We start from the raw sequence: 24,944 nt of genomic DNA, 5'->3' as shown, positions 1-24,944 counted from the left end.
TCCGCGAGCATGGTGACACCACACCACGCGAAGGGGAACGTCGATGTCAGTTATGGCCAGGATCGGTGCGATCGCTCTCGTTCTGAGCGCCTCGGCCTGCACCGCCTCGGGTACCGACGGTGGCCTGAAGCCCGGCCCGTCGGCGGCGGTCCCCTCGGCGGCCCCGGCCGGCGCGGCGGCCCCGGCCACCACGGCTACGGCGACGGCGGCCGGGATCGCGCCGGTCGGTACAGGCGCGCCGGTCAAGGCCGACCGCCAGCTGCTCTTCGCGACCGTGCGGTCCGGCGGCCGGAAGATGCTGACCGTCGCGTCGAGCGGCCTGGTGGAGCTGACCGACCACCAGAACGACCGGGCGCTCTTCGTGCCGTCGCCCACCACGGTCGGCGGTGACGAGTACCTGCTCAAGACCGCGAAGATCATCACCGGGGGCGAGGCCTGGTGCCTCCAGGTCCACTCGCCGGGCGGCACCCGGTCGCTGCAGCTGAAGACGGCCGCCTGCGACACGTCCGTAAAGGATCAGATCTTCACCTTTCCGGTCGCGGACGACGGGACGGGCCGGCTGATCGAGGTGAACGGCCTCCTCGTCCGGGTAACCGACGACGGCGAGGTGATCGCCGAGGAGAGCGGCGAGGGTCTCGACCTGACCGGCTTCACCGTGCGCGACCAGGGCGAGTCCACGATCCCGCACCTCGGCGACTGATCGAGGGGGTCAGTCGCCGGTGACGCCGTCGATCCGCTCGCGGAGCAGGTCGGCGTGGCCGTTGTGCCGGGCGTACTCCTCGATCATGTGGAGGTAGACCCAGCGCAGGCTGATCCGGCCGGTCCGGCCGGTGAACTCGTGCTCCAGCGGCAGCCCGGCCACCGCGGCGTCGCAGAGCCGGATCTCGGCAGGGAAGGCGGCGAAGTCGGCGGCGGCGTCAGCCCCGGCCACGTCGTCGAAGTCGCCGTCCCGGTTCTCCGGGGAGCAGTAGGCGTCGGGCAGCTCGGCGTCGCCCGCGGCCCGTTTCCGGAACCAGGAGCGCTCCACCTCGGTCATGTGCCGGACCAGGCCGAGCAGCGTGAGGTTGGAGGGCTCGGCGCTCGCCGTCCTCAGCTGCTCGGCGGTGAGTCCGGCGCACTTGGTCAGCAGGGTCTGGCGGTGCCAGTCGAGCCAGCCCTGCAGCATGGCGCGCTCGTCGCCGACGAAGGGTTCGGTCACGCGGTGCGCCTCGGGCGCGGTCCAGGTAGTCATCGCCGTCATTCTCGTGCCGGTGCGGTGACCCCCGCCACCGAATACCCGACCGCGGCCACGTCGTGCAGGTGGCCGTCGGCCCGGGTGCCCTCGATCCGGGCGGTCGCCTCGTCGCCGTCCAGGCGGAGGGTGCCGACCGCGTTGCCGAAGTACGGGCCGGCCAGCCGCTTCCACCGGATCGCCGGTTTCGGCACGCCGAACGCCTTCGCCAGGCCACGGACCGTCCGGATCACCGGGGGCAGCCAGGCGATCCGCATCAGCGGGCGCATCGGCCGGGGCACCTCGTTGTGGATCGGCGAGCAGGTCAGCTGCATCACCGGGGTGGCCATCGCGTGGCCGAAGTCGGCGCGGGCGACGTACGAGTGGTGCACGTCCCCGGAGAGCACACTGATCGACGTGGGGGCGGCGTACGCACCCCCGGCGCCGACCCGGTGCCCGGGGGAGCCGGGACCGCCCTCGCCGAGCCGCCGGAACAGCTCGCCGAGCGCCGTGAACGACTTCCCGAACGCCGCCCAGTGCTCCAGGTCGAACGCCCGGCGCACCTTCTCGCCGAACGCGGCCGTCCGCGGGTTCCGGGACTCGGCGGCCGCCTCGTTCCACGCCTCCAGGTGGTGGATGGCGGGCGGCATCAGCCACGGCAGCGAGGAGCCGATCACCAGGTGGTCGTAGTCGCCGTGCGCCTGGTTGAGGAACCAGTCCCACTCGGCGGCGGGCAGCATCGCGCGCCGCCCCGGGGTCAGCACCCGGTTGCAGCGGTTGTCCAGCACCACCAGGCGGGTCCGGCCCAGGTCGAGCGCGAAGCTCCACCGGTACGGCTGATCGGTGTTCTCCGCCGAGTCCGGCTCGTCCACCCGGCGCCCGAACTCGCGCATCAGCTCGGTGGCGTCCCCGGCGGTGCTCACCTTCTGGTACAGCGGGTCGGCCGCCAGCTCGTCCGGGCTGAGGTTGCCGAGATGCTGATAGATCCAGTACGACCCCAGCCCGCCGGAGATCCGCTCCCGCCACCAGGGCTGGGCGGCCATGTCGGCGCGCCACGAGGCCGAGGTGTTCCAGTCGTCGACCAGCTCGTGGTCGTCGAAGATCATCACGCTCGGCACCGTGGAGAAGAGCCAGCGGATCTCCGGGTCCCGCCAGGACTCCAGGTAGAGCTTGGTGTACTCCTCGAAGCCGACCACCTCGTGCTGCGGCCCGTCGTGCCCGTCCGACCGGCGGCGGCGCAGGAAACGGCGCACCTTGGCCGAGGTCTCGTCGGCGTAGACCTGGTCGCCGAGCAGCACCAGCAGGTCGGGGCGCTGCTCCGGGGCGGACATCAGCCGCCGGGCGTACGCGTCCAGCGCGTCCGGGGGCAGGCTCTTGCCGGTCGCGTCCGGGGTGGCCTGCCGGCAGGAGCCGAAGACCATGCTGACCGGCTGGGCGGCGTCCTCGGCGGCGCGGGTCACGATCACCGGCGGCGGGTAGGGCGATCCGGCGGCGGGCCAGGCCTGCTCGTCACCGAGGTGGAGCCGGTACGCGTGGGACGTGTCCGGTGCCAGTCCGGCGACGACCACGATCGCGTAGTGGTGGCCGTACGCGGAGAAGGTGGACGACGAGCCGACGGCCCCGCCCTCGGCCTCGACCCGCACGGTGGTGGGTTCGCTGGTCTCCACCCAGAGGGTGGCGCGGTCACCGGTGACCCGGCGCAGGAGCGGGCCGATGAGGAGCTGGGCGGTCACCGTGCGGCACCGGGGATGCGTGGCATGGGGAAGAGCCTTCCGGGGAACGAGGAGGGGGCTGGCTCATCCTTACTACCCGCGTCCGGATTCGCCAGTGCGTGGCCCTCGCCACGGCCGGACGGATCGTCTGTCAGGATTTCGGCATGGAATACGTGGTCGCCGCAGTGATCCTGCTCGTCGTCCTGATCGTGGGCGCGGTCGGGCTGGTGGTGCCGAAGATGCGCCGCCGGGAGCTTCCTCCGGTCGAGGAAGTCCCGCCGCTGATCGAGAAGCCGGTGGCGCCGCCGGCCGCCGGGGAACCGGTGACCGCCGAGGAGCCGGTGACCGCCGAAGAGCCGCCGGCGGTCGTCGAGCCGGTCGTCGAGGAGGAGCCGGCGCCGGCGGTCGAGAGGCCGGAGCCGACCGCGGGACGCCTGGTCCGCCTCCGGGCCCGGCTGGCCCGCTCGCAGTCCTCGCTGGGCCGGGGCCTGCTCAGCGTCCTCTCCCGGGACCACCTGGAGGACGACGACTGGGAGGAGATCGAGGACAGCCTGATCACCGCGGACGTCGGCGTCGAGGCCACCCAGGCGCTGGTCGAGCGGCTGCGCGAGCGGGTCCGTGTGCTCGGCACCCGGACCGTGACCGAGGTGCGCGAGCAGCTCGCCGAGGAGCTGGTCGCGGCGCTCGAGCCGGACCTGGACCGCAGCCTGAACACCACCCCGCACGACGGCCGTCCCGCGGTGCTGATGGTGGTCGGCGTGAACGGCGCGGGCAAGACCACCACCTGCGGCAAGATCGGCCGGGTGCTGATCGCCGACGGGCGCAGCGTGCTCTTCGGCGCCGCCGACACCTTCCGCGCGGCCGCCGCCGAGCAGCTGGCCACCTGGGGCGAGCGGGTCGGCGCCGAGACGGTCCGCGGCCCGGAGGGCGGGGATCCGGCGAGCGTGGCGTTCGACGCGGTGAAACGGGGTATCGAGGCGGGCGTGGACACCGTCGTCGTGGACACCGCGGGCCGGCTGCAGAACAAGATCGGCCTGATGGACGAGCTGGGCAAGGTCAAGCGGGTGGTGGAGAAGCACGGCCCGGTCGACGAGACCCTGCTCGTGCTGGACGCCACCACCGGGCAGAACGGGCTGGAGCAGGCGCGCGTCTTCACCGAGGTGGTGGACGTCACGGGCGTGGTGCTCACCAAGCTGGACGGCACCGCCAAGGGCGGCATCGTCATCGCGGTGCAGCGCAAGCTGGGCATCCCGGTGAAGCTGGTCGGTCTGGGCGAAGGGCCGGACGACCTGGCCCCGTTCGAGCCGAAGGCCTTCGTCGAGGCCCTCCTTGGCGCGGACGCGTAGTCTCACCAACAACGGGTTGACATTCTGTTTTCCGCTGCGGGTGAGCAGAGCGTCTGTGTTGATTATCGGGAGGCCGTGAGTGACGCAGGAGCCGGTGCGCGAGATACCGCTGCACGGTGGCAACGTCAGCACGGTGTCCCGGATCGGCGACACGGTCCGGCGTAACGCCGGACCGTGGACGCCCGCGGTGCACGCTCTCCTCAACCACCTGGAACGGGTCGGGTTCACCGGGTCGCCGAGCGCGCTCGGGATGGACGAGAAGGGCCGCGAGGTCCTCACCTTCCTGGACGGCGAGTGCGGGGAGTACCCCCTCGCCCCGCACTGGGTCACCGAGGAGGCGCTGGTGACCGTGGCGACCATGTTGCGGATGTTCCACGACGCGCAGTACGGCTTCGTGCCCCCGCCCGGCGCGGTGTGGCGCTCGTTCGGCCCGCCGCCACCGGACACCGAGGTGATCTGCCACCACGACGCGGCGCCGCACAACGTGGTCTGGCGGCCGGACGGCACCCTCGCGCTGATCGACTTCGACCTTGCCTCGCCCGGCTCGCGGATCTACGACGTGGCGTACGCGGCGTGGACCTGGGTGCCGCTCTTCAGCGACCGGGACTCGTACACCCTGGGGTGGAAGCGGCCGAACCGGCCGCGGCGGTTGCGCCTGTTCGCGGACGCGTACGGGCTGATCCCCCGGGACCGGCACCGGCTGGTGCGGACCATCCGCAAGCGGATCGTGGACCACGTCGAGGGCATCCGGCGGATGGCCGCCGCGGGCGACCCGGCGTTCGTCCGGATCGTGCACAAGGGCCACCTGCGCCGCCCGATGCGCGACCTGCGCCTCCTCGATTATGAACGGCACACCCTGGAATACGCCCTGCGCTGAGCCGGGCTTCCCCGAACCGGGTGCATCGGCCCAGGCCACCAGTCATGATCGAACTCTCTGTGAGGGTTTCTTCACACGTCGGAAACAAACGGTGACGCGCCGGAAATCGCGCGTAGACCGTACTCGAAACAGCCAGCCGGAAGGCTTCGCGCCGAACCGGCCGACAGGCGATGAAGCCCCCTCGGTCGCGTGTGAGAGGACACCTTAATCCGAGAGGAGGCAGCGTGGAGATCGATACCGGCAATACCGCCTGGTTGCTCCTGTCGTCTGCGCTCGTTTTGCTCATGACACCGGGTCTGGCGCTGTTCTACGGTGGCCTCAACCGGTCCAAGGGCGCTCTGAACATGATGATGATGAGCTTCTCCTGCATCGGGATCATCTCGGTGCTGTGGGCGCTCTACGGCTTCAGCCTGTCGTTCGGTGCGAACGACAGCGAGGGCCTGAACAAGTTCCTCGGCAGCTTCACGCAGTACGCCGGGACCGGTACGAGCTGGCTGCCCGACATGTGGGGCGAGACCGGTATCCCGGTCTACGTCTTCATGGCGTTCCAGATGATGTTCGCCATCATCACCGTCGCGCTGATCAGTGGTGCGCTCTCCGACCGCCTCAAGTTCGGCGGCTGGGTCATCTTCTCGGTCGCCTGGTTCACCCTCGTCTACGTCCCGGTCGCGCACTGGGTCTGGGGCGGTGGCTGGATCGGCGCCGGCGTCAAGGCGCTCGACTTCGCCGGTGGCACCGCGGTCCACATCAACGCCGGCGCCGCGGCGCTCGGTGTCGCGCTGGTCCTCGGCAAGCGCAAGGGCTGGCCGAAGGAGAACATGCGGCCGCACAACGTGCCGTTCGTCGCCCTCGGCGCCGGTCTGCTCTGGTTCGGCTGGTTCGGCTTCAACGCCGGTTCCGAGCTCACCGTCGACGGCACCACCGCGGTCGCCTTCGTCAACACCCAGCTCGCCACCGCCGCCGCGCTCGTCGCCTGGTGCGCCGTCGAGTGGATCCGGGACGGCAAGCCCACGCTGGTCGGCGCCTCCTCCGGTGCGGTCGCCGGTCTGGTCGCCATCACCCCGGCCTGTGGCTTCATCGCCCCGATGCCGGCCGTGCTGCTCGGCCTCATCGCCGGTGCGGTCTGTGCCCTGGCGGTCGGCCTCAAGTACAAGCTGGGCTACGACGACTCGCTCGACGTGGTCGGCGTCCACTTCGTCGGTGGCTGGATCGGCTCGCTCTTCATCGGCTTCTTCGCCACCACCTCGGTCAACTCGGCGATCACCGACGTGCTCGGCGCGAACGAGGGCCTGTTCTACGGCGGCGGCGCGACCCAGCTCGGCCGCCAGTTCATCGGCAGCTTCGCGGTCACGATCTACTCGATGCTGATCGCGGCGGTCATCGCCTTCATCCTGAAGGCCGTCAAGCTCCTCCGCGTCAGCGAGGAGGCCGAGATCGGTGGCATCGACATCTCCGACCACGGTGAGACCGCCTACGAGTTCACTCCGGCCGCCGGTTCCGGTGGCGGTGGCGCCTTCGCCATGGCGGGCATCGGCGCGGGCAAGGCCGTCGACGCCGACGGTAAGGCTGACACCAGCCAGAAGGTCGCCGGTTAATCTCTCCCATGGCTGCTGGAATGGAAGGACTGAGCATGAAGCTGGTGACCGCGGTCATCAAGCCGTACCAGCTCGACGCGGTGAAGGAGGCTCTGCACGCCCTGGGCGTCGCCGGGCTCACCGTGAGCGAGGTACAGGGCTATGGCCGGCAGAAGGGGCACACCGAGGTCTACCGGGGTGCCGAGTACACCGTCGAGTTCCTGCCGAAGATCAAGGTTGAGGTCGTCACCGACGAGATCGACGTCGAGAAGATCGTCGACGCGGTGGTCACCGCCGCCAAGACCGGCAAGATCGGCGACGGGAAGGTCTGGGTGACGTCGGTGGACGACGTCGTCCGGGTCCGTACCGGCGAGCGCGGCCTCGACGCCCTCTAAGCACATGACGAATCCGTTGAGTGAGCCGCCGGCCCCGCCGGCGCGCCCGGCAGCCGGTGGCTCGCTCGACAAGCTGCGTGAGCACATCGGCGCCGCGGCCCGTGACGAACGGGCCGCGGCGCTCGACGTGTGGCTGACCGAGCTCTTCCCCTCGCACCTCACCGGGGTGAGCCTGCTCGCGGTCGGTGGTCTCGGCCGCCGCGACTGCGCCCCCTACAGCGATCTCGACCTGGTCCTGCTGCACAACGGCACGGCCGGGATCGACCGGATCGCCTCCGCGCTCTGGTACCCGATCTGGGACGCGCGGCTCGGCCTGGACCACTCCGTCCGTACCGTGCCCGAGGCCCTCTCGGTCGCGCACGACGACGTGAAGGTCTCCCTCGGACTGCTCGACGCCCGGCACGTGGCCGGCGACGCTAGCCTCTCCGCCGAGCTGATCGCGGCCGCCGGCGACCAGTGGCGACGGACCGCGGTCCGCCTCATGCCCCAGCTCAAGGAGCTGACCGAGACCCGCTGGGCGAGCCACGGCGAGCTCGCCTTCCTGCTGGAGGGCGACCTCAAGGAGGCGTCCGGCGGTCTCCGCGACGTGACCCTGCTGCGCGGCATCGGCCGCGCCGGGATCGCCGACACCATGCGCCCCGCGGTCCGCGCCGCGAGCCTGCGCCTGCTCGACACCCGCGACGCGCTGCACCTGGCCGTCGGCCGCCGGGTCGACCGGCTGGTCGCCCAGGAACGTGCGGCCGTCGCCGACCTGCTGGAGATCGAGGACCCGGACACCCTGCTGCGGCGGGTCGCCGGCGACGCGCGGACCGTCGCGCACGCGGTCGACGACGCCTGGCGGGCCATCGACCGTCTGCGCGCCGGCCGCCGCCGGGGTGGCCCGGCCGGTGCGCCGGCCCGCCGCCCGGTCGCCCGGGACGTGGTGGAGCAGGACGGCGAACTGGTGCTGGCGCGTACCGCCATCGGCCCGGTCCCGGACCCCAGCCTGAGTCTGCGGGTCGCCGCCGCGGCCGCCACCGTGCAGCTGCCGATCGCCCGGGCCACCAGCGAGTGGCTCGCCGCGTTCTGCCCGCCGCTGCCCACCCCGTGGCCGCCCGCGGCCCGGGCCGCCCTGGTCTCGTTGCTCGGCGCCGGGCCCGGACTGCTGCCCGCCTGGGAGACCTGCGACCGGTACGGCCTGATCGACGCCTGGCTCCCCGAGTGGGCCCGGATGCGCAGCCTGCCGCAGCACCACCCGATCCACCGGTTCACCCTGGACCGCCATCTCGTGCAGGCCGCGTACGAGGCCACCAGGTACGCCCGCGAGGTGGACCGCCCCGACCTGCTGCTGATCGGCGCGTTTCTGCACGACGTCGGCAAGGGGTTGCCCGGCGACCACAGTGTGGTCGGCGCCCCGATCGCCGCGGACATCGCCGCCCGGATCGGCCTGCCCCCGGCGGACGTGGCCACCATCGAGAAGATGGTCCGGCTGCACCTGCTCCTGCCGGACGTGGCCACCCGCCGCGACCTGAGCGACCCGAAGACCATCTCGACGGTCGCCGAGGCGGTCGGCGACCCGGCCACCCTGGACCTGCTGCACGCGCTGGCCCGCGCCGACTCGCACGCCACCGGACCGGCCGCCTGGTCGGACTGGAAGGGCCGGCTGATGGCCGAGCTGGTCCGCCGGGTGCACACCGCGCTCGACACCGGTGCCCTGCCCGAGCCGCCCGAGCCGGACCCGGAACTCCTCACCGGCGAGCTGCCGGTGGTGCACCTGGACGGCGACGAGGTCTCGGTCGCCGCGGCCGACCGGCGGGGCCTGCTCGCCGGGGTGGCGGCCTGTCTCGCCATGCACCGCCTCGACGTGGTCGCCGCGAACACCTCCACCACGGTCGAGGGCCGGGCCATCGTCGAGTTCTACACCCAGCCCCGGTACGGCTCCCCCTACGACCCGGTGGCCCTCGCCGCCGACCTGCGCCGGGTGGCCGCAGGCGACGTGTCGGTGACCCAGCGGGTCCGGGCCCGGGCGATGAGCCAGCGGGGCGGCACCGCCGAGCCGAAGGTGATCTGGCAGCGCGCCGTCGCGACCGACGCGGTGGTCCTGGAGCTGCGCGCCGCCGACTCGCCCGGCCTGCTGTACCGGGTCACCACCGCGCTCGACGAGGCCGGCGCCGAGATCCGCGCGGCCCGCATCTCCACCCTGGGCGGCGACGTCGTCGACGCCTTCTACCTGGTCGGCACCGGGTACGACCCGGCCGAGCGGGACCGCGTGGAGCGAGCGGTCCTGGCCGCAGTCTGACGCTCGCCCACCCTGCCGGCTGGTGCTGAGGGGTGTGTCGCGGACGCGGACACACCCCTCAGCACCAGCCAAGGGCCGGCGCGTCGTCACTCGGCGCGGGCAACCGCGTTGGACAGCCCGATGAGCGGGTCATTGATGGATGATCACCTCGCGGCGTGGTCCGGCGATCGGGCCGCCGTGCTCGTCGCGACCGCGGTGCGGAACCGGTCGGCGGCCTACCGGGACGCGCTGGCGAGCGCCGGGCTGAGCGGGACGGCCGGGTTGACCGGGCTGCTCACCGCGGCCCGGGGCGGCAACCGGAACTGGCTGCGATCGCGGGGCCGGGCGGCGCGCCCGGAGCTGCTGGCCGCCCTCGCGCACGTGACGGCGCTGCAGGACGTGGCGCCCGAGGACGCCTCCGACGCGCTGGACCTCTTCGAGCTGGTCCGGACGGCGCTGGGCGGCCGGGCGATCCCGGTGCGGCACCGCGCGGTGCACGTCCAGCTGGCGCTGCTGGCCGGGCAGGACCGGCTGGCCCGGCTGTTGCTGCGGCGGTATCAGCGGATGGACCGCGCGGTGCGGCGCGAGGTCGCGATCGATCTGGCCAACCCCTGCCGGGGTACGGGCGGCGACGAGCGGTCCTGGCTCCGCCGCCTCGCCGCGGTGGTGCCGGGGATCGGGCTGGACGACCGGGCCGGGCTGACGCCGTTCGACCGGCTCCGTCCGGCTACGTCGCCCGAACCGGTGGTGCGACCGGAACAGATCACCGTGGTGGTGACCGCGTACCGGCCGGACGAGGGGCTGCTCACCGCGGTCCGGTCGATCACCGGGCAGTCCTGGCGCAACCTCGAGGTGCTGATCGTGGACGACGCCTCGCCGCCCGGGTTCGGCGAGGTGCTGGCCCGGGCCGAGGCGCTCGACCCGCGGGTCCGGGTGCTGCGGCAGGAGACGAACGCCGGTACCTACGTGGCCCGCAACGCCGGGCTGGACGCGGCGGCCGGGGAGTTCGTCACGTTCCAGGACTCCGACGACTGGTCGCATCCGCGCCGGCTGGAGCTGCAGGTGGCGCCGCTGCTGGCCGATCCGGGCCTGGTCGCGAGCACCTCGGACGGCCGCCGGGTGACCCCGGAGCTGACGCTGACCCGGCTGGGGCGGCGCGGCGGCCGGCTGAATCCGTCGTCGCTGCTGGTGCGCCGGGACGCGGTGCTGGCCGGCGCGGGCTACCTGGACGTGGTCCGCAAGGGCGCCGACTCCGAGTACATCGACCGGATCCAGGCGGCGTTCGGCCCGCGCGCGTCGCATCACATCGACGCCCATCTGGCGCTGATCCGGCTCTCCGCGGGCTCGCTCTCCCGGGCCGAGGTGCTGCCGCACTGGATCCATCCGGCCCGGGCCGTCTACCGCTCCGGCTACGCGCTCTGGCACCGGCGGATCGCGGAGGGTGCGGTTGCGGCCCACCGGCCGCGCGACGGCGGGGACCGTCCGTTTCCGGCTCCGGCGCATCTCCTGCGGCCGTCCGGGGAGGAATTCCCGATTGCGGCGTACGACGTCGTCGTAGCGGCCGACTTCCGCCGTCCGGGCGCGACGCAACGGTCCGCGCTGGCCGAGATCGGTGCGCTGCTGCGGTCCGGGCGGAGTGTCGCCGTGCTGCATCTGGAGGAGTGGCGCTGGCCGGCCCGCAAGCGCTTCGGGATGCACACCGGGGTTCAGGAACTGGTCAACGCCGGGCGGATCGGCGCGGTGGCGCTCACCGACCGGGTCGAGGCCGGACTGCTGATCGTCCGCGAACCCGGGGTGCTGCAGTTCGCGCCGGACGGCGAGGTCCGGCTCTGCCCCCGTACCATAATGATCTTGGCGGACCAGGGACCGGGCGCCGCCGACGGGAGCGTGCGCCGCTGGGAGGCCGGCGACTGCACCGCGTCGGCCGAGCGGATGTTCGGGGTCGCGCCGGTCTGGTGCCCGCAGGACCGGGTGGTGCGCACGGCGCTGCTGAGACAGGCCCCCGACCTGGTGTTGACCGATTACGACCTGCCGACCGCGGTGCCGCTGGACCCGGTCCCGCCGCGCCGTCCACGGATACCGCGGATCCCGGTGATCGGCACCGACCTGACCGACCCCGGAGCGCTCGCGATCTTCGCCGAACTGAGACGGGTGGACGTCCGGATCCGGCTCACCGAGGGGATCCCGGCACCGGTCCAGCCACCCGGCCGGCTGATCTTCCCGGCCGCCGAGCTGGACGACCGCACCTTCCTCGGCCAGCTCGACTTCTACCTCCACTTCGGATCCGGTGCGGCTCCGGTGCACCGGCCCGCCCTGGACGCGGCCGCGCAGGGCTGCCTGGTGGTGATGCCCGAGCGGTACGCGGCCGGGCACGGCGAGACGGCCGTCTACTGTGCCCCGGACCAGGTCGGCGAGCTGCTGCGCCGGTTCGGGGCGGACCGGACCCTCGCGGTCGAGCAGCGGCGCCGGGCCCGGCAGGCGATCGAGAAGGAGTACCACCCGGACCGGTTCGCCGACCGGGTGGCCGGCCTGCTGCGCGAACCCTGGCCGGTGCCGCCCTCGCCTCGCGTGCGAAGCGCGTAACGCCGCGTACGTTGTGCCGTTAGGGCAGGTGGGTCGCCCACGCGGCCCTGTCGCACGGTACGGAGGGGTGTTGGATGATCGGTGAGCTTCGACGGCTGGCCGGAACGATACGCGGGCTCGGCCCACGCCGGACCGCCGTCGCCGTGGCCGCACTGATCCTGGTCCTCGGGGTGTGGGCGGCCGTCGCGACCGGGCACCCGGACATGGCGGTCGGCCTGCTCGCGGTGCTGCTCGCCGGGGTGCTGGCCGGGCTGCTGCTGCTCGCCCGGCGGCTGGGCGGACTGCGCGCCGACCGGAACGCGGTCCGTGACCTGCGGGCGGTGCTCGACCAGACCCAGCGCCGGGTGGTGGCCGCGGTGGAGCGCGAACGGCTCGCGGCCGAGGACCGGCACCGCGAGCTGGCCGAGGCGGTCGCCCGGGTGCAGCGGATCGCGGACCGGGGCGTACGCAACGTGCAGGTGGCCGTGCCGCGTGAGGTGGAGGCCGCGATGCAGCTCTTCCAGGGGTTCACGCCGCGCGCGCCGATGCCCTCCTCGGGGGACTTCGCGCTCAACCCGACCGACCTGCTGGAGCTGCTCTTCCTGGTCCGGACCCGCCGTCCCCGGCTGGTGCTGGAGCTGGGCAGCGGCACGTCCACGGTCTGGCTGGCGTACGTGCTGGAGCAGACCGGCGGACGGCTGGTCTCGCTGGACCACGACCCGGAGTACGCCCGCCGGACCCGGGAGGCGCTGACCGCACACGGGCTCACCGGGGTGGCCGAGGTGCGGGACGCCCCGCTCACCCCGGTCGAGCTGGAGGACCGCAGCTTCCCCTGGTACGACCCCGCGACCTTCGCGGACCTGTCGGAGGTGGACTTCGTGCTGGTCGACGGCCCACCGGCGGCGACCGGCCCGGACAGCCGCTACCCGGCGCTGCACGTACTCGGCGAGCGGCTCGCGGACCGTGCCACGATCGTCTTCGACGACGCGAACCGCCGGGACGAGCAGGCCGCGATCGAGCGCTGGATCGCCACCATCGACGGCCTGTCCCGCGAGGGCGAACTCCTCGGCCGCCACGCGGTCCTCTCCTTCGCCCGCCCCGCCGCCCTCGCGGTGTCCTGAAACACAGGCAGAAAGCAGCGCCCCGCCGCAGGGGGATCGGCGGGGCGCTGCGGTCATCGGGAGAAAAGCGCAACCAGAGTCACATCGCGCCCGCCGTAGCCGAGGGGTGCTGCGGTCCACTGGGGGAAAGCGCAACCAGAGTCGCATTGCGCCCGCCGTAGCCGAGGGCGCTGCGGTCCACTGGGGGAAAGCGCAACCAGAGTCGCATTGCGCCCGCTGTTGCCGAGAGCTCTGAAAACGTCAAGCGAAGCGGAGACGTTTTCAGCGCTCTCGGCAACAGCTTCCAGGGGCGCAATGCCGCCGAGCGGAGCGAGGCAATCAAACTCAGTACCCGAAGTCCTGGGTGTAGTAGGGCGTGCCGTTCTCGGCGCGGACGACGCCGACGCCGACGGTCTTCGACTGGCAATTGAGGATGTTGCGGCGGTGGCCCGGGCTGTTCATCCAGCCGGTGACGACCTCGTTCGCCGAGCGGTAGCCCCAGGCGATGTTCTCGGCCGACGGCGAGCGGTAGCCGGCCGCCTTCTCGCGGGCGACGAAGTTCGAGCCACCCTTGCCGGTGTGGCTGAAGGTGCCGGTCTGGGCCATCCACGCGCTGTGACCGCGGGCGGCGGTGGTGAGCGCGGCGTTGACCTTCAGGGCGGCGCAGCCGTGCGAGGTGCGCTGCACGTTGATCAGGCTGTTGATCTGGTTCTGGAGGCTCGCCTCGGAGGCCGGAGCCGCAGAGGCCGACGTCGCGAACATCGTCGCGCCCAGGGCGGCGGCGGGGGCGAGGGCGGCGACCAGGGCGAAGCGGCGGAGAAGCGAGCGCAAGGTGGACCCTTTCGAAGTACGGCGCCTGGCTCACTGCCAGGTTCACCATTCCCTTCGTCGCCCCTCCGCCCCCTTTGATTGCCTGGTCGGTGCCCTACGGTGGCTGAACGGTTGCCGGGTTCGATGGCCTCGCTCCGCTCAGCGGCATTGCGACTCTGGTTTCGGCTGACACCCCACGCTGGTTGTGGTTATCCCCGCGCTGGTTGCGGCTGCTCCGCGAGGAGCTCGGTGATCGCCTTGGCGTAGTGGTCGTGGTGGTGGGCGTGGCGGACCAGCTCGCGGCCGCGGGTGCTCTGGGCGCGGAACCGTTCCGGGTGGCGGTGCAGGCGGCGCAGGACCGCGCGCAGCTCCTCCGGGGCGCAGTAGACCGCGGCCGGGCCGAAGGTGGGCTCGTAGCGGTGCGGCAGCAGCAGCACGCAGCCGGCGGCGAGCGCGGTCAGCATCTCCGGGTCCGGGTCCGGCGGCGCGTCGTCCGGGCCCAGGTGCAGGTAGAAGTCGATCTGGTGCAGGAAGCCGCGCGGGGTGACGTCCGGATCCTGGTAGATCAGCCAGCTCAGCGGCGGGCGGGACCCGAAGGTCGCCCCGGTCTCGCCGGTGCGGTCGAGGAGGCGTACGTCGAAATCGCCGGAATCACGCAGCAGCGAGCGCAACCGGCGCAGCTCCTCGCGCCCGTCCGTGACGATCCGGCCGACCACCGGACGATCGGACCGGGGCGCGACCCGCTCGGCACCCCACCGCCGCAGGTCGACCGTGCCCGGCAGGTCCGCCGGGGTGAGCCGGAGGTCGAGAGCGGCCAGCGCGGCCCGCCCGGCCGGCCCGGCCGGTGCCCAGGAGGGAGCGGTGCCGAAGAGCCGCTCCGCGGCGGCCGAGCAGACGTCGGCGGCCCGGGCCCAGGAGGCGCCGCCCTCGATCACCACCCGGTCGGCCCGGATCCCGCTGGGCAGGGTGGGCGCGAAGGCGAGGACCGCCGGGTCGCGGACCACGAGCAGCCGCGCGTGCACCTCGTCGGCGAGTACCACCTGCTCCACCGCACCGGTGTTGACCAGCTGCTGGACGTCCGGGTCGAGGTTGCGCGGCCCGGTGGTGAGCGCGCCGAGGTGCAGCAGGGCCAGCGGCACGCCCCGGGCGCCGACCGCGCGGATCCGGTCCGCCCCGCCGTCCGTCCAGTCCCCGGCCAGGATCACGTCGTACGCCGCGGACCGGACCGCCGCGTCGCCGGCCAGCCGCCGGGGCGCCGCGAACGCCCGGCGCTGTGGATAGCGCGGCCGCCACGCCCGTTCCCGCCCGGCGGCCACCCGGGCGTGCCAGGCCTGGAACGCCGAGAGGTACGCGTGCCGGGCCGGATGCATCCAGCCCGGCGCCATGTCCGCGCTGGAGAGCGACCCACCGGAGAGCCGGATCAGGGCCAGCGGCGCGCCGCCGAGGTGCCGGACGGCGGCCCGGCCGAGCACGGCGCGGGCCCGTTCCACGTACTCGGCGTCCGCGCCCTTGCGCACGGTGTCCAGGTAGCCGAGCCGGTCCACGGCCGGACCCCGCCGCACCATCAGCGAGGAGAGGTTGTACGACCGGTGCTGCGGGAACCCCGGCCGGGTGATCACCAGGTCGGCGGTGGCCCGCATCCCCGCCGTGGTGGTGGCGAAGAGCGTCGGCTCGGTGAGCAGCGGTGTCACCTGGCGCTCCAGCCGGAACGGGTGCGACCAGTCGTCCGAGTCCTGGAACGTGACGAACTCCCCGGTCGCGGCGTCCAGCCCGGCGTTGCGGGCCAGGTAGGTGCCCCCGTTGATCGGCATCCGCAGGACGCGTACCCGGGGGTCGAGCTCGGCCACCTCGTCCAGCAGCGCGGTGTGATCCGACCCGGAGCCGTCGTCGACCACCAGGATCTCCTGGTTGGTCCAGCTCTGCGCGATCAGCGAGGCGACCGTGGTGATCAGCTCCCGCCCCGGCCGGTACGTGGTGACGATCGTGGTGATCCGGTGCGGCCCGCCGGTCTTGGCCACCGCGCCGGACCGGATCCGGTCGAAGCGCGGCCCGTCGCCCGGCTCGATGGTGAACGCCGGCGCCGGGAGCAGCGCGGTGAACCGGGCGAGCCACGCGTGCGGCTCGGCCAGGTCGACGGTGAGCGCCTCGTGGACCGGCCGGGGGATCCGGGGATAGGTCTCCAGCAGGTCACCGGCCCGTCCGGCGGCGAGCGCGAGCTGCGCGTGCAGGCCCTGGTGCTCGGGGGCGACCGCGCGTGGCCCGACGGTGCGCAGCAGCGCGTCGAAGAGGGCCAGCCCGTCCGGGCGGTCCTCGGCCTCCAGGTCCTGCAGCGCGATCACCCGGGCCAGTTCGCCGAGCGCCCACGGGTCGCCCCCGGGCACGGAGACGGTCAGGGTGCCGCCCGCGTGCGCGAGGGCGATCAGGTCGTCGACGTCGTGGACGCCGGCCGCGTGCGCGAGAAGAGCCCGTGCGTCCGCCGCGCGCGCGTGCAGCGCGGCCGCGCCCGGGCCCTCCGGCCCGGATCGGCGCAGGGCTCGCAGATGCTGTGCCAGCAGGGCGGATCCGTACGCGTCAGGGGTGGTGTGCCTCCGCATGGTCTGCCCAACGGGCGGGCCCGGCCAACCGTGACGTGATCGGCCGGCCGTCGTTGACCCCGGCGGGTAAACCGGCCGTCGAGCATCGGAGTTCTGCGATCATGACCTCGACCGTCCACGACGTCGCGATCCTCTCGGACTTCCGCTACCCGGGCGGCACCTCCTCGGCCATCGCCGCCGAGGTCCGGGCCCAGGCGGCGGCGGGACTGACCACCGTTCTGGTGCACGTGCCCTCCCCGCACCAGCGCGACGGGCTGCCGTTCAGCCCGCGGATCGCCGAGCTGATCCGGGACGGGCTGGCCGTGCTGGCGGCGCCGGACACCCCGGTGGTGGCCCGGCTGCTGGTGATCCGGCAGCCGCGGATCTTCACGGCCGACCTGGAGGTGGTGCCGCGGATCCGCGCCGGGCGTACGGTCATGGTGCTCAACCAGGCGCCCGGCGACGCCGTGGACCCGGTCCGCTACTACGACGTCGACCAGGTACGCGACCGTGTCGAGCTGTACTTCGGGCCGGGCGGCGAGGGCCCGCCGATCGAGTGGGCGCCGATCAGCCCGCAGGTCCGTGCCGAGGTGCTGCGCTCCGCCCCGGACACGCCGCTCGCCCCGGACGACTGGCACGAGATCATCGACGTGGCCGCCTGGTGGACCGGGCGGACCGGCCCGCTCGGCGAGCTGCCGGTGATCGGGCGGCACGGGCGGGCCGACGCGGTGAAGTGGCCGCGGACCGCCGGTGAGCTGCTCGCCGCCTACCCGGACGACCCCGGGGTGCGGGTACGCATCCTCGGCGGCGGCGAGCTCGCGGCGCAGCGGCTCGGGCGGCGCCCGGCGAACTGGGAGCTGGTCCCGTTCGGCGCCGAGGAGCCGCCCGCGTTCCTGGGCGGCATCGACTTCTTCGTCTACTTCCACGACCCGGACCTGGTCGAGGCGTTCGGCCGGACCATCCTGGAGGCGATGGCCGCCGGGGTGCCGGCGCTGATCGGCGAGCACTTCCGCCCGGTCTTCGGGGACGCGGCGCTCTACACCACCCCGGACGGGGTGCTGCCGCTCGTCCGCGAGCTGCACGCCGACCCGGCCCGGTACCGGGAGGTGATCGAGCGGGCCCGGGAGTTCGCCGAGGCCAACTACGGGACCGCCGCACACCTGGACCGGCTGCTCGAGCGCGGCGTCCGGCTCACCGTGCCGGTGGCTCCGCCCGCCGCGCCGCGCCACGCCCGCCGTCCGGTCCTGATGGTCAGCGACAACGGGGCCGGGCTCGGCCACCTCTCCCGGCTGATGGCGATCGGGCGCCGCCTGCCCGGCGCGCACCCCGCGGTGATCGCCACCCAGTCGTACGGGGCCTCGGTCGCCCACCGGGAGGGCTTCCTCACCGAGTACCTGCCGTCCCGTGCCGTGCTGGGCCAGGGCAGGCAGCGCTGGGCCGGGTTCCTGCAGTCCCGGCTGGAGCACCTGGTCGACCTGCACCAGCCGGCCGTGGTCGCGGTCGACAGCGTGCCGCACGAGGGGATCGTGGCGGCCGCGGCGTCCCGCCCCGAGGTCACCTGGGTCTGGGTACGCCGCCCGATGTGGCGCCGGGACGTCGGCGCGGAGTGGATCGCCCGGCGGGACGCCTTCGACGGGGTGCTGGAGCCGGGCGAGTTCGCCGCGGCCGCCGACGAGGGCCCGACCGTCGCCGACCGGACCGGGGTGCACACGGTCGACCCGATCACCCTGCTCGACCCGGCCGACCTGGCGGAGCCCGAGGAGGCCCGGGCCGCGCTGGGCCTGACACCCGGCCGGCCCGCCGCGCTGCTGCAGCTCGGCGCCGGGAACATCAACGACATCGCGTCGCCGGTCGCCCGGATCGCCCGGCACCTGGACGAGGCCGGTTTCCAGGTGCTGCTCGCCGAGTCGATGATCGCGACCGAGCCGATGCCGCCGCTGCCCGGTACCCGGGTGGTCAAGATGTACCCGATCAGCCGATATCTGCGTGGATTGGACCTGGTGGTCAGCGCGTCCGGTTACAACTCGTTCCACGAGCTGCTCTCGTTCGGGGTGCCGGCGGTCTTCGTGCCGAACCGGGAGACCTCCCTGGACGACCAGGTGGCTCGGGCCCGGTTCGCCGCGGCCACCGGAGCGGCGCTCTGCGTCGAGGACCCGGACGGCGAGGAGCTGGACCGGGTGCTGGCCCGGGCGGTCCGGCCGGAGGTACGGGCGGAGCTGACCCGCCGCTGCGCCGAGATCGGTTTCGGCAACGGCGCCGTCGAGGCGGCACGGTGGCTGGCCGGGCTGGCGGCCGAGAACGTACGGAGCGGAGCGTGAACATGGCGGACACGACGACGGTGGCCCCGACGGCGGTGCCCACGGGATCGGTGCCCACGGGGCCGGGGCCCACGGCGACGGTGGCGGCGGGCGGTGCCGCGGCGGAGCTGGACACCCTGCGCTGGGAGATCGCGGCGCTGACCGGGCGGATGCGCTCGGTGGAGCTGGAGCGCGACTCCTGGCGCGCCCGCTGCGATCGGGTCACCGACCAGCGCGACCGGGAGCGGGAGAAGGCGCTGCGACTGCGCGGGAGTGGCTCGTACCGGCTCGGGCGGGCCCTGGTCTCGCTGGCCCGGGACCCGTTCGGCGCCTCGCCGCGGCTGGTCCGGGGCCTGGCCCGGCGGCTGCGGAAGCGGTCGGGCGGTGGGCCGGTGCTGGGTGCGGTACCGGCGCCCCGGCCCGCGCCGAAGCGGCTGCCCACCCAGCTGTACGTGGCGATCGGCCTGGATCACGAGGCGCTGCGGGCCCTGCTGACCACGGTCAACCAGCGGCTGCTGGTGAACCCGGACCATCAGCCGGTGGTGCTCACCGACGATCCGGCGTTCTCGCTGCTGCGCAAGCTCGGGGTGATCCTGGAGTACCTGCCGGACCGGGAGACCTGGGAGCGGCACCGGCCGGACCGGGCCTGGGACGACCTGCTCGCCGAGCGACTGGCCCAGCTCTGCCGGGACCACGGCTCGGTCCGCACGGTCGTGATCGACCGCCTGCACCCGCCGACGCTCGCCGACCTGCTGCGCTGACACCTCGCCGCATTCTGGCGAAATTTCCTGATATTTCGGACAGGCTGGCCGGTCTCGCGGTGTGACCGGCCAGCCTCGTCCGGGTCACTCCACCGGGGGCAGGACGGCGTCCACCAGCGGCGCCATCGTCCGGGCGAACGTCGTCGTCAGGTGGTTCGAGTCGCGGTAGACCAGCACGTTGCCGACGATCGGCGGGCACCTCGTCTCGTCACAGAGCCACGGCACCGGGTTGATCACGGTGACCCGTGGGTCGGCGTACCCCAGCACCACCTGGCGTTGCACCGGCCCGCGCAGGGCCGCGCTGACCGACTTCGCACATCGATCGATACGCCTCTCCTCGGCCCGCCGGGAGAGGCAGACCGGCACCCGCTCGCCACCGAGGTACGGCGTGTCCGCGAAGATCGCCACCCGCGCCCCCGCCGCCTGGACGTCCCGGAACGTGCGTCCCCACCCGTCCCGCCACTGTTCCGCCTCGCCGGTCGTGTCCGCCTCGCCGGTCGTGTCCGCCTCGCCGGTCGTGGTCTCCGCCGGGCGGTAGTTGAAGCTCGACCCGATCACCACCAGGCTCGGCCGCAGCTCCCGGATCCGGGCGATCACCGCGTCGTGGAACGCGGCGCACTCGGTGTACTCGCGGTGCAGCCCGTCGTGCCAGAGCCGCAGGTCGGCCGCGGAGCAGGAGGACTTGGTGAGCGAGATCAGCCGCCAGCGGTGCTCGATCGCCAGCTGCTCGATCGCCGGGAACCACTGCGCCGCGTGCGAGTCGCCGAAGAGCACGACGGTCGACGTACCGGAAGGATCGCCGTAGACGCAGCCCGGCGGCGCCGCGGTCACCGGGATCTCGACGTGGCAGCCGTCCGCCCAGACCTGGGCCTTGTCCGCGTTCACCCTGGTCAACGTGGGGGTCAGGTTCGCCGGAAGCTCGCGCAGGCGCAGACCGGTGGCGAGCGCGCGGGCGACCACCGGGTACGGGTCCATCGCGTGCGCCATCGCGGTCGGCAGGTCGCGGGCCGCGGCTCCGGCCGGTACCGGGTGCGGCAGCAGCGCGATGGTGACCGCGACGGCCGCGACCGCCCCGCTGAGCCCGGCGCCGAGCCCGAGCGCGCGCACCGGGCGCCGCCGCATCCCCGCGTGCCGCCGGACCGGGTCCTCGACCAGGTGATACGTCACCCAGGCCAGCCCGAGCGAGCCCGCCGCCAGCGCCAGCCCGAGCGGGAGGGACGGTTCCACGCCGAGCGCCGCCGGGCCGATCAGCAGCACCGGCCAGTGCCACAGGTACCAGCCGTAGGAGAGCCGGCCGACCGCCTGCAGCGGCCCCGCCTCCAGAGGGCGCAGGCGCCCGCAGAGCAGCGCGAGGGCGCCGGCCACCGGGACGATCGCGCGCCAGCCGGGGTACGGCGAGAGCTCCCCGAACCCGCAGGCCGCCCCGAGGATCGCGGCCAGCCCGGCGGCGCCCAGGACGCTCCTCGCAGACTGTCCGAGATGGATCCGATCGGCGACCATCGCGAGCAGGGCGCCCGCGCCGAGCTCCCAGATCCGGGTGTGCGGCCCGAAGTAGGCGCTCTGGCCGGTGATCGCGACGCTCGCGCCGAGCGAGAGCACGATCGCCGCCGAGATGATCCACTTTCGACCGGGCAGCATCAGCAGCAGCGGCCAGAGCAGGTAGAACTGCTCCTCCACGGCGAGCGACCAGAAGTGCTGGAACGGCGAGGGCGGCGCGTCCGCGTTCAGGTAGTCGGTCCCGATGGCCGCGAACCGCAGGTTGGCCACGTACCCGGCGGCCGCGAGCGCGTCCCGGGCCAGATCCCCGATCCGGATCGCCGGCAGCCAGGCCCGGGCCGCGAGCAGCGTGGTGACCAGCACCAGCGCCGCCATCGGCAGCAGCCGCAGGGCCCGCCGGGCGTAGAACCGGCGGAGCGAGATCCGGCCGGTGCCGGCGGCCTCCCGCAGCAGCAGCGAGGTGATCAGGAAGCCGGAGATCACGAAGAAGACGTCCACGCCCACGTATCCGCCGGTCACGTACGGCACCCCGGCGTGGCCGAGGACGACGAGGAGCACCGCGACGGCGCGCAGCCCCTCGACGTCGCGGCGGAAGGTCGTCGGTGACATGCTCATCGCCCTTCAACGGACGTCGGCCGGTCGAGGTGTCGGGCCGGCCGATCGGGGCACGTCGTCCGTCGCAACCTCGGTGTGGAGGCGTCGTTGCGCTTGGTGTGACAGCGGAGACCTTGCGGGCCACCGTGCGGCAGCCGGGTGGTTCCGGAACACCGGAGGGCCCGCCGGAGCCGGGCGATCCACGGCCGTGGCGGCCGGTCTGGCGGGCCATCGTGCTGCGGGCCGTGCTGGTCCCGCTGGTGGTGACCGCCCCGCTGATCGCCCTCGCGCCGGGCGCCGACCACCGGTTCAACCTGTACGGCAACGGCAGCCGCTACCTCACCCGCCCGTGGGAGCTGGTGGGTGAGGCGTTCGCCACGGTGCCGACGTACCTGAACCTCGGCAACTTCCGCCCACTGGGCCGGATCGTCGAGTGGGCCCTGGACGCCGTGGTGTTCGGGATCGCCGAACTGCTCGGGCTGCCCGCCAACGTCGCGCTGCGCGTGGTCGCGTACGCCGCCGCGGTCCTGCTCACGCTCGCCGCCGTGGTGCTGGCCGAGTGCCTGGTCACCCGTGGCCGCCCGTTCGCCGGGCCGCCCGCGATGACCAGTGCGCTACTGCCGTTCGCGGTGGGCGGCGGCTTCGTGGCGGCCGGGAGCGCCAGCACCACCGTCCTCTTCGGAGGTCTGTACTTCGTCACCGGCGCGCTGGTGCTGGCCGTCGCGGCGGTCGCCTGCCTGGCCGTGGGCCGGATCCGGCTCGGCGCGTGGCGCGGTGCCCTCGCGGTACTGCTCGGTGCCGGGCTGGCCGCGTTCAACGAGATGGCCTGCCTGGCCGTGCCGCTGGCCACCGCCGTGGTGCTGCTGCGCGGCCGGGTGGTGCTCGGCCTGGACCGGAGGGAGACCCTGCGCGGCTCCGGCGCCCGGTTCGCCGCGCTGCTCTGGGCCGGTTTCCTGCCGGTGCTGCTGCCGGTCCGGGCGATCATCGCCCGGCGCTGCGCGGACGGCGGGTGTTACACCGGCTCGGACGTCTCGCTCGCCGGTGTGCCCGCCGCACTGCCGAACCGCCTCACCGCCTGGCTTCCCCCACTGATGTGGGAGCGGGCCGGCGAGGGGCCGTACGGTCACACGCTCGGCCCCGCCCTGCTGCTCGCGCTCCTCCTCCTGCTGCTGCTCGCCCGCCGCTTCTGGCGTGACCTGCCGCGCTACGACGCTCCCGACCGGGTGCAGTCCCGGGCGCTGGCCGGTGCGGGCGCGGCCGTGCTGCTGCTCGCCGCGACGCTGGGCGCGCTCAACGCCGCGATGCAGCGCCTGGTCGCGCACGGCTGGTGGGGGATCGGCTGGCGGGACAGCGGACTGGCCACGGTCGGCGGTGCGATGCTGACCGTCGCGCTGCTCGCCGCGGTCTTCGCCCGGGGCCACCGCAGCGCTCGCGTGCACCGGATCGGCATGGCCCTGTCGGTCGTTCTCCTGGCCGTCGTCGCGGCCGTCTCCGCCTCCGCGAACCGTGACTTCCGCGCCTCCGGCGCCGCCGGTGCGGCACCCTTCGTGCACGACCGCGTCGCCCTGGAATTGTCTGATTTTGATCGTACGCCGGAGGGAGACGCCCGCCGTTGCGCGCTGCGCCGCCAGTTCGTGGCGACACTGCCGGCCACCCACCGGACGGGCTACCCCGCCGAGCTCCGCCGCTTCGACCAGGCGCTCGACCGGGCCGCCGGGCACCTGGCCGGGCGCCGCTTCTGCAGTGCGGCCCCGCGATGACCGACCTGATCTCGGTGGTGGCGCCGGTCTACAACGAGGGCCCGGGCGTCGACCGCCTGATCGCCCGGATCGACGAGATCCTCGGCCCTCCCGCCGGCGGCTCGCCCTCCGTTCCGGCCTCGCCCACCCGTCCGGCGTCTCCCGCCGCTTCCGGCCTTCTCGACGGGCGGCCTCTCCGGTACGAGCTGATCCTCGTCGACGACGGCTCGTCCGACGACTCGTGGAGCCGGATCGCCGCGCACGCCCTGCTCGACGCGCGGATCCGTGGCGTACGGCTGTCCCGCAACTTCGGCAAGGAGGCCGCCCTGCTGGCCGGCCTGTCGCACGCCACCGGCGACGCCACCGTGGTGATCGACGCCGACCTCCAGCACCCGCCCTCCGCCATCCCCGAGATGATCCGCCGCTGGCGCTCCGGCGCCCAGGTGGTCGAGGCCGTCAAACGCAACCGCACCGGCCAGTCGTTCGGCAACCGCCTCGCCGCCCGGATCTTCAACGGCACCTTCACGCGGATGACCACGGTGGACCTGGTCGACGCCACCGACTTCCGCCTGCTCGCCCGCCCCGCCCTGCAGGCCCTGCTGGCGATGCCCGAGCACTCGTCCTTCTTCCGCGGCACCAGCACCTGGATCGGCTTCACCCGCGACACCGTCGAGGTCGACATCGACCACCGCGAGGGCGGCGTCTCCCGCTGGACCGCCCGTTCCCTCTTCCGCCTGGCCGTCAACGGCCTGACGTCGTTCACCTCGGCCCCGCTGCACCTGGTGACCCTGGTCGGCCTGGCGTTCGCGGTCTTCGCCCTGGCCCTCGGCGTGCAGACCCTGGTCCGCTGGATGCAGGGCCACTCGGTGGCCGGCTTCCCCACGGTCATCCTGCTCCTGCTGGTGATGGGCACCTTCATCCTGCTGGGCCTGGGCGTCATCGGCGAATACCTGGCCCGCATCCACGAGGAGGTCCGCGGCCGCCCCCGTTTCCTCATCCGCGAACAGACCGGCACCCCCCACCCCGCCGCTCCACACACGGCCTTCCCGCACGCCGCGTCGTCGCGCACCGGCCTCCCGCACGTCGCTTCCTCGCATGCCGACCGTGCGCACGCCGTCCTGTCGCGTGTGGCGGAGGAGCCGGTCGGTTCGGCCGCTCAGTGGGCCGAGCGCTGACCGGTGTCGTTCGCCCGGCTCCTCCGCTATGCCCTCAGCGGCGGAGCCAGCGCCTTCACACATTTCGGCATCGGTTTCGCCGGCGTCCACGTACTCCACCTGCCCCCGATCACCGCGTCGACGGCGGGCTTCCTCGCCAGCATCCTGGTGTCCTACGCCCTGCAGCGCTCCTGGGTGTTCCGCTCGTCCACCGGTCACGCTCTGGCCGTTCCGCGTTTCCTCACCGTGACCGCCGCCGCGTTCACCCTCAACACGCTGACCGTCTGGCTCGGCACCGAGCTCCTCGCCCTGCCCTATCCGGCGGTCCAGCTCGTCGCCCTCACGGTGATCCCTCTCCTCAACTACGCCCTCAACTCCCGCTGGACGTTCTCCCCCGCCGCCTGAAGTCCACACAGTCCCGACCGGTCCCGCGCGCACGGCGACCGGGCAGCCGGCGACCGGGAAGCGTTGCCGACGCGCTGAGGG

At 73.5% G+C, this 24,944-nt stretch carries 18 protein-coding genes; 13 read left to right on the top strand and 5 right to left on the bottom strand.

Translation table 11 applies throughout. The features are described from left to right. The first annotated feature begins 52 nt into the window (after positions 1–52). On the top strand, positions 53–700 hold the full coding sequence (locus AB0M08_RS28320) for a hypothetical protein (protein WP_364499411.1): 648 nt from the start codon (positions 53–55) through the stop codon (positions 698–700). A 9-nt stretch (positions 701–709) separates the two neighbouring features. Here AB0M08_RS28320 and AB0M08_RS28315 read toward each other — a convergent pair whose 3' ends face one another. Together AB0M08_RS28315 and AB0M08_RS28310 are read right to left on the bottom strand one after the other, a co-directional pair. Continuing rightward, positions 710–1,231, bottom strand: a complete 522-nt coding sequence (locus tag AB0M08_RS28315; RefSeq protein WP_364499408.1) for a DinB family protein — start codon at positions 1,229–1,231, stop codon at positions 710–712. A 5-nt stretch (positions 1,232–1,236) separates the two neighbouring features. Beyond that, the gene (locus AB0M08_RS28310; RefSeq protein WP_364499405.1) at positions 1,237–2,943 is read right to left on the bottom strand and encodes an alkaline phosphatase D family protein; all 1,707 of its coding nucleotides are present in this window, start codon (positions 2,941–2,943) and stop codon (positions 1,237–1,239) included. Positions 2,944–3,086: 143 nt separating this feature from the next. On the opposite strand from AB0M08_RS28310, the gene ftsY reads away from it, so the two are divergent. The 7 genes from ftsY (at position 3,087) to AB0M08_RS28275 (ending at position 13,054) form a co-directional block, all read left to right on the top strand. Next, positions 3,087–4,268, top strand: coding sequence for a signal recognition particle-docking protein FtsY (gene ftsY, locus AB0M08_RS28305; RefSeq protein WP_364499402.1), 1,182 nt, complete (start codon positions 3,087–3,089; stop codon positions 4,266–4,268). Positions 4,269–4,347: 79 nt separating this feature from the next. Beyond that, positions 4,348–5,145, top strand: a complete 798-nt coding sequence (locus AB0M08_RS28300; RefSeq protein ID WP_364499399.1) for an aminoglycoside phosphotransferase family protein — start codon at positions 4,348–4,350, stop codon at positions 5,143–5,145. A 170-nt stretch (positions 5,146–5,315) separates the two neighbouring features. Beyond that, positions 5,316–6,740, top strand: coding sequence for an ammonium transporter (locus AB0M08_RS28295; RefSeq protein WP_364499396.1), 1,425 nt, complete (start codon positions 5,316–5,318; stop codon positions 6,738–6,740). Positions 6,741–6,775: 35 nt separating this feature from the next. Continuing rightward, complete coding sequence (locus tag AB0M08_RS28290; RefSeq protein WP_364499393.1) at positions 6,776–7,114, top strand: P-II family nitrogen regulator; 339 nt, start codon at positions 6,776–6,778, stop codon at positions 7,112–7,114. 4 nt (positions 7,115–7,118) lie between these two features. After that, positions 7,119–9,392 carry a [protein-PII] uridylyltransferase gene (locus tag AB0M08_RS28285; RefSeq protein ID WP_364499390.1) on the top strand — a complete coding sequence of 758 codons (2,274 nt, stop codon included), beginning with the start codon at positions 7,119–7,121 and terminating at the stop codon, positions 9,390–9,392. A gap of 135 nt (positions 9,393–9,527) precedes the next feature. Then, positions 9,528–11,954 (top strand): glycosyltransferase, encoded by a 2,427-nt coding sequence (locus AB0M08_RS28280; RefSeq protein ID WP_364499387.1) that lies wholly within the window; start codon positions 9,528–9,530, stop codon positions 11,952–11,954. A gap of 74 nt (positions 11,955–12,028) precedes the next feature. After that, positions 12,029–13,054 (top strand): class I SAM-dependent methyltransferase, encoded by a 1,026-nt coding sequence (locus AB0M08_RS28275; protein WP_364499384.1) that lies wholly within the window; start codon positions 12,029–12,031, stop codon positions 13,052–13,054. Between the two features lie 324 nt (positions 13,055–13,378). Here AB0M08_RS28275 and AB0M08_RS28270 read toward each other — a convergent pair whose 3' ends face one another. Next, positions 13,379–13,864 (bottom strand): CAP domain-containing protein, encoded by a 486-nt coding sequence (locus AB0M08_RS28270; RefSeq protein WP_364499381.1) that lies wholly within the window; start codon positions 13,862–13,864, stop codon positions 13,379–13,381. 188 nt (positions 13,865–14,052) lie between these two features. Next, positions 14,053–16,437, bottom strand: coding sequence for a glycosyltransferase (locus tag AB0M08_RS28265; RefSeq protein ID WP_364499378.1), 2,385 nt, complete (start codon positions 16,435–16,437; stop codon positions 14,053–14,055). A gap of 101 nt (positions 16,438–16,538) precedes the next feature. Here AB0M08_RS28265 and AB0M08_RS28260 point away from each other — a divergent pair, with 101 nt between their 5' ends. Together AB0M08_RS28260 and AB0M08_RS28255 are read left to right on the top strand one after the other, a co-directional pair. Next, entirely contained in the window at positions 16,539–18,734 is a 2,196-nt protein-coding gene (locus AB0M08_RS28260; RefSeq protein ID WP_364499375.1) for a glycosyltransferase, read from the top strand. A 2-nt stretch (positions 18,735–18,736) separates the two neighbouring features. Beyond that, complete coding sequence (locus AB0M08_RS28255) at positions 18,737–19,474, top strand: hypothetical protein (protein ID WP_364499457.1); 738 nt, start codon at positions 18,737–18,739, stop codon at positions 19,472–19,474. An 84-nt stretch (positions 19,475–19,558) separates the two neighbouring features. Here the strand turns inward: AB0M08_RS28255 and AB0M08_RS28250 are convergent, their stop codons facing one another. Continuing rightward, on the bottom strand, positions 19,559–21,580 hold the full coding sequence (locus tag AB0M08_RS28250; protein ID WP_364499372.1) for an acyltransferase family protein: 2,022 nt from the start codon (positions 21,578–21,580) through the stop codon (positions 19,559–19,561). 104 nt (positions 21,581–21,684) lie between these two features. Between AB0M08_RS28250 and AB0M08_RS28245 the strand changes: the two genes are divergently transcribed. Genes AB0M08_RS28245 through AB0M08_RS28235 form a run of 3 tightly spaced genes read left to right on the top strand, consistent with a single transcriptional unit; the run spans position 21,685 to position 24,863 of the window. Further along, on the top strand, positions 21,685–23,325 hold the full coding sequence (locus AB0M08_RS28245; RefSeq protein ID WP_364499369.1) for a hypothetical protein: 1,641 nt from the start codon (positions 21,685–21,687) through the stop codon (positions 23,323–23,325). Continuing rightward, the gene (locus AB0M08_RS28240; protein ID WP_364499366.1) at positions 23,322–24,479 is read left to right on the top strand and encodes a glycosyltransferase family 2 protein; all 1,158 of its coding nucleotides are present in this window, start codon (positions 23,322–23,324) and stop codon (positions 24,477–24,479) included. Before AB0M08_RS28245 ends, AB0M08_RS28240 begins: the two co-directional genes overlap by 4 nt. Before the next feature lie 3 nt (positions 24,480–24,482). Continuing rightward, on the top strand, positions 24,483–24,863 hold the full coding sequence (locus tag AB0M08_RS28235) for a GtrA family protein (RefSeq protein ID WP_364499364.1): 381 nt from the start codon (positions 24,483–24,485) through the stop codon (positions 24,861–24,863). Positions 24,864–24,944: the final 81 nt, after the last annotated feature.

The organism is Actinoplanes sp. NPDC051851, assembly GCF_040681165.1.
In the GTDB taxonomy this organism is placed as follows: domain Bacteria; phylum Actinomycetota; class Actinomycetes; order Mycobacteriales; family Micromonosporaceae; genus Actinoplanes.
This window is presented reverse-complemented; position numbering and strand designations above follow the sequence as displayed.

Coding starts and splice junctions, on each gene's coding strand:
- AB0M08_RS28320 (WP_364499411.1), top strand. CDS start 53: ATGGCCAGGATCGGTGCGATCGCTCTCGTTCTGAGCGCCTCGGCCTGC.
- AB0M08_RS28315 (WP_364499408.1), bottom strand. CDS start 1,231: ATGACTACCTGGACCGCGCCCGAGGCGCACCGCGTGACCGAACCCTTC.
- ftsY (WP_364499402.1), top strand. CDS start 3,087: ATGGAATACGTGGTCGCCGCAGTGATCCTGCTCGTCGTCCTGATCGTG.
- AB0M08_RS28295 (WP_364499396.1), top strand. CDS start 5,316: ATGAAGCCCCCTCGGTCGCGTGTGAGAGGACACCTTAATCCGAGAGGA.
- AB0M08_RS28290 (WP_364499393.1), top strand. CDS start 6,776: ATGAAGCTGGTGACCGCGGTCATCAAGCCGTACCAGCTCGACGCGGTG.
- AB0M08_RS28285 (WP_364499390.1), top strand. CDS start 7,119: ATGACGAATCCGTTGAGTGAGCCGCCGGCCCCGCCGGCGCGCCCGGCA.
- AB0M08_RS28280 (WP_364499387.1), top strand. CDS start 9,528: ATGGATGATCACCTCGCGGCGTGGTCCGGCGATCGGGCCGCCGTGCTC.
- AB0M08_RS28275 (WP_364499384.1), top strand. CDS start 12,029: ATGATCGGTGAGCTTCGACGGCTGGCCGGAACGATACGCGGGCTCGGC.
- AB0M08_RS28265 (WP_364499378.1), bottom strand. CDS start 16,437: ATGCGGAGGCACACCACCCCTGACGCGTACGGATCCGCCCTGCTGGCA.
- AB0M08_RS28260 (WP_364499375.1), top strand. CDS start 16,539: ATGACCTCGACCGTCCACGACGTCGCGATCCTCTCGGACTTCCGCTAC.
- AB0M08_RS28255 (WP_364499457.1), top strand. CDS start 18,737: ATGGCGGACACGACGACGGTGGCCCCGACGGCGGTGCCCACGGGATCG.
- AB0M08_RS28250 (WP_364499372.1), bottom strand. CDS start 21,580: ATGTCACCGACGACCTTCCGCCGCGACGTCGAGGGGCTGCGCGCCGTC.
- AB0M08_RS28240 (WP_364499366.1), top strand. CDS start 23,322: ATGACCGACCTGATCTCGGTGGTGGCGCCGGTCTACAACGAGGGCCCG.